8 protein-coding genes, 1 tRNA gene and 1 pseudogene are annotated in these 10,195 nt (G+C 69.7%); 6 read left to right on the top strand and 4 right to left on the bottom strand.

Translation table 11 applies throughout. The features are described from left to right. Nucleotides 1-61: 61 nt before the first annotated feature. Together RUH65_RS08535 and RUH65_RS08540 are read left to right on the top strand one after the other, a co-directional pair. A pseudogene (locus RUH65_RS08535) lies at nucleotides 62-352 on the top strand (OsmC family protein); the annotation flags it as partial. Between the two features lie 228 nt (nucleotides 353-580). Continuing rightward, nucleotides 581-1,042, top strand: coding sequence for a globin (locus tag RUH65_RS08540; RefSeq protein WP_313816943.1), 462 nt, complete (start codon nucleotides 581-583; stop codon nucleotides 1,040-1,042). Here RUH65_RS08540 and RUH65_RS08545 read toward each other — a convergent pair. Further along, entirely contained in the window at nucleotides 1,039-1,773 is a 735-nt protein-coding gene (locus RUH65_RS08545; protein WP_313816935.1) for a hypothetical protein, read from the bottom strand. The two genes, RUH65_RS08540 and RUH65_RS08545, sit on opposite strands and share 4 nt — an antisense overlap. A gap of 164 nt (nucleotides 1,774-1,937) precedes the next feature. Here RUH65_RS08545 and RUH65_RS08550 point away from each other — a divergent pair, with 164 nt between their 5' ends. After that, nucleotides 1,938-2,918, top strand: a complete 981-nt coding sequence (locus RUH65_RS08550; RefSeq protein WP_313816936.1) for an acyl-CoA thioesterase II — start codon at nucleotides 1,938-1,940, stop codon at nucleotides 2,916-2,918. A gap of 39 nt (nucleotides 2,919-2,957) precedes the next feature. On the opposite strand, the gene ettA is transcribed toward RUH65_RS08550, so the two are convergent. Beyond that, complete coding sequence (gene ettA, locus RUH65_RS08555) at nucleotides 2,958-4,640, bottom strand: energy-dependent translational throttle protein EttA (protein WP_313816937.1); 1,683 nt, start codon at nucleotides 4,638-4,640, stop codon at nucleotides 2,958-2,960. Between the two features lie 68 nt (nucleotides 4,641-4,708). Further along, the gene (ssb, locus tag RUH65_RS08560; RefSeq protein ID WP_313816939.1) at nucleotides 4,709-5,284 is read right to left on the bottom strand and encodes a single-stranded DNA-binding protein; all 576 of its coding nucleotides are present in this window, start codon (nucleotides 5,282-5,284) and stop codon (nucleotides 4,709-4,711) included. 208 nt (nucleotides 5,285-5,492) lie between these two features. Here ssb and RUH65_RS08565 point away from each other — a divergent pair. After that, nucleotides 5,493-5,565 (top strand) — tRNA-Arg (locus RUH65_RS08565). Between the two features lie 9 nt (nucleotides 5,566-5,574). Here RUH65_RS08565 and RUH65_RS08570 read toward each other — a convergent pair. Next, on the bottom strand, nucleotides 5,575-6,513 hold the full coding sequence (locus RUH65_RS08570) for a LysR substrate-binding domain-containing protein (protein WP_313816945.1): 939 nt from the start codon (nucleotides 6,511-6,513) through the stop codon (nucleotides 5,575-5,577). A gap of 77 nt (nucleotides 6,514-6,590) precedes the next feature. Here RUH65_RS08570 and RUH65_RS08575 point away from each other — a divergent pair, with 77 nt between their 5' ends. Both RUH65_RS08575 and RUH65_RS08580 read left to right on the top strand, forming a co-directional pair. Continuing rightward, entirely contained in the window at nucleotides 6,591-8,378 is a 1,788-nt protein-coding gene (locus RUH65_RS08575) for an FAD-binding protein (RefSeq protein WP_313816940.1), read from the top strand. Nucleotides 8,379-8,676: 298 nt separating this feature from the next. Beyond that, nucleotides 8,677-10,179, top strand: coding sequence for a DUF2079 domain-containing protein (locus RUH65_RS08580; protein WP_396179879.1), 1,503 nt, complete (start codon nucleotides 8,677-8,679; stop codon nucleotides 10,177-10,179). Nucleotides 10,180-10,195 lie beyond the last annotated feature (16 nt).

The following is a 10,195-nucleotide window of genomic DNA, read 5'->3' on the forward strand; positions in this document are numbered from 1 at the left end:
CGAATGGACCGGAAACCGGGGCTCCGGCACCTCCGGGTACAAGGACTACGGCCGTGAGCTCGTGGTCCGCGCCGAGGGCCCCGGCGAACTCAACGGTTCCGCCGCGCGGGCCTTCCACGGGAGCGACTCCCGGTGGAACCCCGAACAGCTCCTGCTCGCGGCCCTCGCCGAGTGCCACCTGCTGTCCTATCTGCAGGCCGCCACCCAGGCCGGGGTGGTGGTCACCGGTGCCTCTGTGCGCGCCGAGTGCGTGCTGACCCATGACCACGACGGCGGCCGCATCACCTCCGCGACCCTGGTCCCGGAGATCTGGCTCGCCGATGAGGACCAGCGCGGCACCGCGGACGGACTGCACGCGAAGGCCCATGAGCAGTGCTTCATCGCCCGCTCCGTGAGCTTCCCCGTCTCCATCAGGCCGCAGCAGGTGCGCCGCCACCAGAACCAGAACCTGCCGGAGTTCGGCAGCCGCCTGGGCGCGCCCATCGCGGTCCTGAAGCCGCGCCAGGGCAAGGGCCCCAGCCAGGTGACCGGCCTGGAAAACCGGCCCACCACGTCGACCGGCCAGCGACCGCCGCAAGTGATGACGCCCCCGTCCGGCGCTGCCGCCGACGTTGGTGCCGGGGCAGGTGCCGATGCTGGTGCTGCTGCTGGTTCAGCAGCCCAGCCGGAGAACGCGAGCTTCTACGACCAGGTGGGCGGGCACGAGACCTTCGTGAAGCTGGCCCGGGTGTTCTACGAGCAGGTGGCGGCGGACGCCGAGTTCCGGGCCATGTACCCGGAGGCGGACCTCGGCCCGGCGGAGGAACGGCTACGCATGTTCCTGGAGCAGTACTGGGGCGGGCCGAAGACGTACAGCGAGCAACGCGGCCACCCGCGGCTGCGGATGCGGCACGCGCCCTACACCGTGGACTTCGCGGCCCGGGACACCTGGCTACGGCACATGCGGGCGGCCGTGGACGCCCTCGAGCTGCCCCCGCTGCTGGACGAGACCCTGTGGGACTACCTGGAGCGGGCCGCCCATTCCATGGTGAATTCGGCCTAGAGCAGCATCGGCTGGCGGCAGAGCACGTACCCGGCCGCGTTCGAGAGGCGCACCCAGGGGCCCGAGGTGTGGACCGCCGTCGTGCCCTGCGGGCTGAGGAAGCCCAGGCCGTGGGCCGCGAAGGCCGCCCCGGCCGGCAGGAAGCCGTCACCGGCCTCCGCCGCAGTGCCGCCCAACAGTCGTCCCCAGACCGCGGCGCGGGCCTGGGCGACCATGGAGGCCCCCGGATCCTGGGGCAGTGCGTCGGCCAGCTCGCGGATCCCGTCCCGGGCGATCTGCTGGAGTTCGCCGTCCTCCACGGTGGCCACCGGGGTCCAACCGCCCCGTGGCGGGGTCACGGCCGTCCACGGGGCGCTCTCGGGCACGGGAGGCAGCGTGAAGGCCGTGGATCCGGTGGTCGACATGCGCGCCAGCCGCTCCAGCACCGAGGACAGGGCGTAGACCGCATCGATCCCGTCATGCCGGCCCTCCACCAATCGCACCGTCCGCAGGCCCAAGGCCACCGGAACCCGGTCGCCCAGGCCCCGGGGGTGGAGCACGGAGGACCAGGCGGCGAGCACGTTGCCGGCCACCTGGAGACGCAGGCCGGTGTCCGCCATGGTCTTGGCGCGGGTCGCGTACCGTTCGAGGTCCTGTACCGCTTCCAGGTCCTCCAGCTGCAGTTCTGGACCGGCCGGGCTTCGGGTGGACGGGGAGTCTGGACGGAACGGATCGACGGGTGAGGAGGACATGGCTCCATTGTCCCATCGTCGGCTCTGGCGCCAGGTCAGCGCGGCAGGTCAGGGCGGCAACACCACGCGGGCGGAGTAGACTTCCGGGACGGTTACCGGCCGGTACCGAGGCCGTCGGACAGGCCAGATCAGCCGGACAGCTCGGAGACAGCGAAGGGGCATTCATGAGTACTGGCAAGATCCACAAGGGGCGCAACGACTTCCCGGAGGATCCGACCGACGTGCTCCGCAGCGTCCTGGACCTGACCCCGGACGGCGAGAACGCCACCACCGGCGAGCTCCTCTTCACCGGTGAGACTCCACCGCAGGCCCGCGGCCGCGTGTTCGGAGGACAGGTCATGGCCCAGTCCCTGATGGCCGCCATCGCCACTGTGGACGGGGACCGTGCCATCCACTCGATGCACGGGTACTTCCTCCGCCCCGGCAACGCCCTGCTGCCCATCACCTTCGCCGTCGAGACCCTCCGGGACGGACGGTCCTTCTCCGCGCGCCGCGTCCAGGCGTTGCAGGAGGGCAAGACCATCCTGTCCCTGATCAGCTCCTTCCAGGATCCGGTGTCCGGCCTGGACCACCAGTCCCCCATGCCCACGGGGGTGCCCGATCCAGAATCCCTGCCGTCCACCTCGGACCGGCTCGGCCGCATGCGTCACCCGATCGCCCAGGAGTGGTCCTGGGCACGGCCCTTTGACATCCGTCACGTGGATCCGCCCATCGAGATCGCCCCGGACCGGAGCGAGGTGGCCACCAACATGGTGTGGATGAAGACGTTCTCCGCCATGGAGGGCACTGCGAACCTGCACCGGGCGGCCTTGGCCTATGCCTCGGACTACACCCTGCTCGAGCCGGTCCTGCGCCGGCACGGCATCTCCTGGGTTCGCCCCGGAATCTCGGTGGCGTCCCTGGACCATGCCATGTGGTGGCACCGGCCGGCCCGCGCGGACGAGTGGCTGTTGTACGTCCAGTCCAGCCCCTCGGCGCAGGGCGCCCGCGGGCTCAGCACTGGACGGATCTACTCGCGTGACGGTGAGCTGGTGGCCTCGGTCGCCCAGGAGGGGATGATCCGGGTGCCCGGCGACCTGCAGTACCGGGTGAAGAACTCGGTCCAGAGCCTGCTCCTGAAGGGCGCCGGCCGACCACGTCGATAGATCCGTGGCACGCCGGCGCCCCACAGGGCGCAGCACTGCTCAGTCGCGGGTGAGCTTGCGGTGGGTCACGCGGTGTGGCCGGGCGGCGTCGGGGCCGAGCCGTTCCACCTTGTTGGCCTCGTAGGACTCGAAGTTGCCCTCGAACCAGTACCAGTTCGCCGGGTCCTGCTCCGTGCCCTCGTAGGCCAGCATGTGCGTGGCCACCCGGTCCAGGAACCACCGGTCGTGGGAGATGACCACGGCGCAGCCCGGGAACTCCAGCAGCGCGTTCTCCAGGGAGGTCAGGGTCTCCACGTCGAGGTCGTTGGTGGGCTCATCCAGTAGGAGCAGATTGCCGCCCTCCTTGAGGGTCAGCGCCAGGTTCAGGCGGTTTCTCTCACCACCGGAGAGCACGCCGGCCTTCTTCTGCTGATCCGGGCCCTTGAAGCCGAACGCCGAGACGTAGGCGCGGGACGGCATCTCGACCTGCCCGACCTTGATGTAGTCCAGACCGTCCGAGACGACCTCCCACAGCGACTTCTCCGGGTCGATCCCACCGCGGGACTGATCCACGTAGGAGATCTTGACCGAGTCGCCGATCTTCAGCTCCCCGCCGTCGAGGGGCTCGTGGCCCACGATGGTCTTGAACAGGGTGGTCTTGCCGACACCGTTGGGGCCGATGATGCCGACGATGCCGTTCGGTGGCAAGGAGAAGGACAGCCCGTCGATCAGGACGCGGTCGCCGAAGCCCTTCTGCAGGTTCTTGGCCTCGATCACCTGGTTGCCCAGCCGCGGGCCCGGGGGGATCTGCAGCTCCTCCAGGTCCAGCTTGCGGGTCTTCTCGGCCTCCGAGGCCATCTCCTCGTAGCGGGAGAGGCGGGCCTTGGACTTGGCCTGGCGCCCCTTGGTGTTGGAGCGCACCCAGTCGAGTTCCTCGGACAGCCGCTTGGCCATCTTGGCGTCCTTTTTGCCCTGGATCTCCATGCGGGCCCGCTTCTTCTCCAGGTAGGTGGAGTAGTTGCCCTCGTAGGGGTACAGGCGTCCGCGGTCCACCTCACAGATCCACTCCGCCACGTGGTCCAGGAAGTACCGATCGTGGGTCACGGCGAGCACAGCGCCGTGGTAGGCCGCCAGGTGCTGCTCCAGCCACAGCACGGACTCCGCGTCCAGGTGGTTGGTGGGCTCGTCGAGCAGCAGCAGGTCCGGCTTCTGCAGCAGCAGCTTGCACAGCGCCACGCGGCGGCGCTCACCACCGGAGAGGTTGGTGACGTCGGCATCGCCCGGGGGGCAGCGCAGCGCATCCATGGCCTGCTCAAGCTGGGAGTCGATGTCCCAGGCGTCAGCGGCGTCGATCTGCTCCTGGAGTTTGCCCATCTCCTCCATCAACGCATCGAAGTCCGCATCCGGATCGGCCATCGCCTCGGAGATCTCGTTGTAGCGCTGGATCTTGCCGTAGATCTCGCCGACGCCCTCCTGGACGTTGCCGAGGACGGTCTTCTCCTCGTTCAGCGCGGGCTCCTGCATGAGGATGCCCACGCTGTAGTCCGGAGTGAGCCGGGCCTCTCCGTTCGAGGGCGTGTCCAGCCCCGCCATGATCTTCAGGATCGTGGACTTGCCCGCACCGTTGGGGCCCACCATGCCGATCTTCGCCCCCGGCAGGAAGGCCATCGTCACGTCATCCAGGATCAGCTTGTCGCCCACTTTTTTGCGGGCCTTGACCATGCTGTAAATGTATTCCGCCATGGTCCCCAGGCTAGTGGGTGGCCGCCGGTTTGCCCGCATCGGTGGCATCCGGCGGCCACCGGGTGCCCTCAGGCCGCTGACAGGGCCTGTGAGTCGGCCGAGTCCTCCTCGGCATTCGAGTCCGCCGTGTCTTCCTCCACCCCAATCCCGGCGCCCTCGTGCCCCAACAGCTCGCCGGTCTCCCGGTCGAAGGCCTCCTCGCCGGGGCTGTCCGGTCCGCCCGACCCGCCGGGCTCGCCCGCTCCCGTCCCGGCCTCCGCCGCTCCGGCCGCCACCTCACCCGGCCGCCCGGATGAGCGCTGGAAGGTGGCCGTGCCCAGGGACAGGTCATGACCGATGGTGTCCGCCTCGATCTCCACGGCGGTCCCGGAACGCTCCTCCGTCTCCCACGGACGGACCTTGAGACGGCCGGTGACCACCACGGGCTGGCCCTTCTGCAGGGACGTGAAGGCGTTCTGGGCGAGGCTGCGGAAGAGATTGACGGTGAACCAGTTCGTGTTTCCGTCCACCCACGCATTCTGCTCGCGATCGAAGCGCCGGTCCGTGGCGGCCAGTCGGAAATTGCCGACGGGGAACCCGGCCTGTGCGTTGCGGATGGTCGGATCGGTGGCCACGAAGCCGCGGACGGTGATGTGCTGACTCATGCTGGTGCCTTTCGGTGAGCCGGCCCGCGGCCGGCGAGGGGCCGCCGTCGGGCAGGGTGTCCGACGGCGGCAGGAAGAGAGCTTCCTGCCCTTCCAGCACAGCCGCACCGGCACTGTGGCGACAGGGTGGCACCGTTGATCCGTGGACAACCCACCGAGGGACGGTTTCCTGTGGAGGAACCTGTTCCCGCTAGAATGGCGGGGCCCAGCCCCAGTAGCTCAGTGGATAGAGCAGGAGCCTTCTAATCTCTTGGTCGGGGGTTCGACTCCCTCCTGGGGCACCCCGTCCCTCAGTCAGCCCGGGACACCAGCCCGCCCAGTCCCCGGTCTCCGGCCGCGAGCGCATCGGCCGTCCGCAGGATCATCCGGTGCATGGCCGCCGCGGCACGTGTGGGCTGCACGTCCTGACGCCGGGCGAGGCTGATGGTCCGGCTGAGCCGGGGCTTCGTCAGCCGGACCGAGCGCAGACCGGGGCGGTCTCCCAGCACCATGGCCGGCACCAGCGCCACTCCCATCCCCAGTTCGACGAATCGCAGCACGGCATCCATCTCGGCGCCCTCCAGCGCCACCCTCGGCGTCAGCCCGGCGGCACGGAAGGCCTCGTCCAGGGTGCCGCGCAGGTCATAGCTGGACGGGAAGACGATCTGCGGCATGCCGGCCAGGTCCTCCAGCGTGACCGAGGCGCGCCCGTCAAACGGTGCGTGGCCGCCGCCCACGACCACCAGCTCCTCCGTCAGCAACCGGCTGCGGGTGAGGCTCGGTGCGGTCGCCGGATGCGCGTCCGAAGTGATCACGAGGGCCAGGTCCAGGGCTCCGGAGGACAGTTCATCGATCAATCCACGTGAGCCCCGCTCCGTCAGGTGCAGCTCGATGCCCGGGTGGTCAGCATGGAAGGCTGCCATCGCATCGGCCACAATGCTCACGCACAGCGTCGGGGTGGCCCCGAGCCGGACCCGGCCCCGCTGCAGGCCCGCCAGTTCCGCCATCTCCCGGCGGACCGTCTCCGCATCGGCCAGCATCCGGCGTGCCAGGGGCAGCAGGGCCTCCCCCGCGGCCGTCAGGGTGATATGTCCCCGCGCCCGGTGGAACAGCTCGGACCCCAGGTCGTGCTCCAGGGTCGCGATCTGACGGCTCAGGGAGGGCTGGGTCATGTGGAGGGCCTCCGAGGCTCGGGTGAAATGCCCCAGGCGGGCCACCTCCACGAAACCCCGCAACTGTTCCAGGTTCATGCTCATAGCAAAAGCGTATCGTTTCTACTTCTATTATTCATTGGAGTAATGACGGTGGTGCTTCCTACGGTGGTCCCATGACTTCTACAGCACGTCTCACAGCGCCACCGTCGGCGCGTCCCACCGGGCGCCCCACCGCCGTGGCCGAACACCAGATCTCCACCACGGTCCTCGTCATCGGCACCGGCGGCTCCGGGCTGCGCGCCGCCATCGAGGTGGCAGAGCAGGGAGTGGACGTCCTGGCCGTGGGGAAGCGCCCGCGGCACGACGCCCACACCTCCCTGGCCGCCGGCGGCATCAACGCGGCCCTGGGCACCATGGACGAGGAGGACACCTGGCAGCAGCACGCCGCGGACACCATCAAGGAGAGCTATCACCTGGCCAACCCCCACACGGCGGAGATCGTGGCCCGTGGCGCCGAGCAGGGGATCGCCGACCTGGACCGCTACGGCATGGCCTTCGCCCGCGAGGAGGACGGCCGCATCTCGCAGCGGTTCTTCGGCGCCCACACCTACCGTCGAACCGCCTTCGCCGGGGACTACACGGGATTGGAGATCCAGCGGACCCTGGTGAACCGGGCGGAGCAGCTCAAGGTCCCGATCCTGGACACCGTCTACATCACGCGGTTGCTGGTCCGGGACAACGTGGTCTTCGGCGCCTACGGCTTCGATGTCCAGGACGGCACGCGCTACCTCATCCACGCGGACGCGGTCATCCTCGCGGCCGGCGGGCACAACCGGATCTGGCGGCGCACCTCCTCCCGCCGTGACGAGAACACCGGGGACTCGTTCCGCCTGGCGGTGGAGGCCGGGGCCCGGCTCCGCGACCCCGAGCTCGTGCAGTTCCACCCGTCCGGCATCATCGAGCCCGAGAACGCCGCCGGAACCCTGGTCTCCGAGGCCGCCCGCGGCGAGGGCGGGATCCTGCGCAACGGCCGCGGTGAGCGGTTCATGGCCAGCTACGATCCGGAACGGATGGAGCTCTCCACCCGGGACCGGGTGGCGCTGGCCGCCTACACCGAGATCCAGGAGGGCCGCGGCACCGCGAACGGTGGCGTCTGGCTGGACGTCTCCCACCTTCCACGGGAGACGATCATGACCCGCCTGCCGCGCGTCTACCAGACGCTGCTGGAACTGCAGATGCTGGACATCACCACCGATCCCATCGAGATCGCCCCGACGGCGCACTACTCCATGGGCGGGGTCTGGGTCCGTCCCGAGGACCACAGCACGGACGTCGAGGGCCTCTATGCCATCGGGGAGGCCTCCTCCGGGCTCCACGGCGCCAACCGGCTGGGCGGGAACTCCCTGATCGAGCTGCTGGTGTTCGGACGCATCGTCGGCCAGGCCGCCGTCGGGCATTCCGCCGGCCTGGACGCGCAGCGTCGCTCCCCCGAGGCCGTGGCGGCCGCCCGGGCCGAGATCGAGGAGTTGCTGGCCGCGGACGGGCAGGAGAACGTCCGTGCCCTCCAGCGGGCCATCCGCGACACGATGACCGAGCACGCCGGCGTCGTCCGCAGTGAGAAGGGGCTCACGGCAGGACTGGCGGAGCTGGACTCGATCGAGGCACGTCTGCGGGACGTCGGCATCCATCCGGACATCGCCGGCTACCAGGACCTCGCCCACGCGTTCGACCTGAAATCCTCCGCCCTGGCCGCCCGGGCCACCCTGGAGGCCGCCCGCGAGCGCCGCGAGACCCGTGGCTGCCACAACCGCAGCGACTTCCCGGACACTGATCCCGACCTGCAGGTCAACCTCGTCTGGTCACCCGCCGGCGGGATCACACGTGAGGAGATCCCGCCGGTGCCGGAGGAGATCGCCGCGCTGATCCGGGACGTCTCCCAGGACGGCAAGCTGGTCGAGTAGCCACGGCACGATTCCGGCCGGCGCCCCTCGGTGCCGGCTGGAGGCCTCTGGCGCCGCCGGCCCACCCGGGGTCATTACGATGGAGGGGATGTCCCGATTCCGATCCCCCAGGTGGCCCGTGCAGCAGAATCCCGCCGTTGACGACTCCGGTTCCGGCGCAGCCCCGGCACCCTCGCAGGACCACGTCCCGGGGCGGGCGCCCCGCTGGGTGATCGGCCGTCAACCGGACCGCCGTGACGGCGCCCTGACCGTGGGGCCCCGGACCAGCGGCCGGCAGTGGATGCACCTGGGCGCGGTCATGGCCGTGGCCGCGGTCCTCTACCTGGTCCACTCGTTCCTGCGCTTCCGGAATTTCGAGGCCAAGGGGTACGACCTCGGGATCTTCGACCAGGCCGTGCGCCAGTACGCGCTGTTCCGGGAGCCGATCGTGCCCATCAAGGGCGTGGACTTCAACATCCTCGGCGATCACTTCCACCCGGTCATCGCGCTGGCGGCGCCCCTGTACTGGATCTGGGACGACCCGCGCGTGCTGGGCATCGCGATGACCGCGCTGCTGGTCTCCACCGCCATCCCGGTCTACCTCTTCGCGCGCCGTCGTTTCAGCCACGCCACCGCACTGATCGGCGCCGCCGCCCTGCTGCTGTGGTGGCCGTTCCAGGCGATGGTGAACTGGGACTTCCACGAGGTCTCCTTCGGCGTGCCGATCATCGCCTGGGTCATCTGGGCCGTCGACGGCCGCCGGTACTGGCTGGCCACCCTCCTCGCGGTGTCTCTGCTCACCGTCCGTGAGGACATGGGCATCACGCTGCTGGCCATCGCCATGGTGCTGGCGATCAAGCGGGCCTGGCTGCCCGCCGTCGTGACCGCCGTGCTGGGGGTGGCCGGTTACGTCTTCGCCACCTCCGTGGTGATCCCGCGCTTCTCCCCCGAGGGCGAGTTCGGCTACTGGCAGTTCACGGCACTGGGTCCGGACATGGGGTCCTCGATCGCGTTCATCCTGTCCCAGCCCTTCGACGCCGTGGCGGTCCTGTTCGACCACCCGCTGAAGATCGGCTTGTGGCTGCTGCACTTCGTGGCGCTGTGGCTGCTGCCGTTCCTGTCCCCCTACACCCTGATCGGCGCGCCGATCCTGCTCTCCCGCCTGTTCAACGACCGGCTGAACGTGTGGAGCCCGGTCTACCAGTACGACGCGATCCTGGCCCCGATCTTCCTGCTGGCCGCGCTGGAGGCCCTCGCCCGGATCGGCGCCTGGCGTGAGGCACGCCGTCAGCCGACCGGTGATGCAGCAGAAACAGCACGACGCCGGCGCACCGGTTCCGCAGCCACCGCCAGCCTGGGTGCCCCGGGCGTCACGCGGCCCGGGCGGCTGCCGCTCGTCTTCGTCTCGGTCCTGCTCGGCTGCGGCGTGCTGGGGACCGCGGTTTCCCCGCAGGTTTTCCCGTTCCAGCGCACGGTGACCGGTGACACCTGGCGGATGACGGAGTGGGCCCACGCCCTGGGCCGGGCCGTGGACTCCATCCCGGACGACGTCTGCGTGGAGGCCGCGGACAATGCCGTGCCCCACCTCGTGGACCGCGCCTATGTGGGCCTGCACGGGGACATGGGGGACGAGTTGGCCACCTGGATGATCATCGACACCACCGTGGAGGAACTCGGTGGCTGGGATCCGCTGACCCCGGATGAGGCCCTGAACCGTGCTGAGCGCCTGGGCTACGAGGTGGTCACCGAGGACGACCACGGCATCTGGGTGCTGCACCGCGACCTCCCGGTGGACCCGGTCTGCGCCGCCTACGTGCCCTGACCCCACTCACCTCGAA

The organism is Citricoccus sp., assembly GCF_032154715.1.
GTDB lineage: Bacteria > Actinomycetota > Actinomycetes > Actinomycetales > Micrococcaceae > Citricoccus.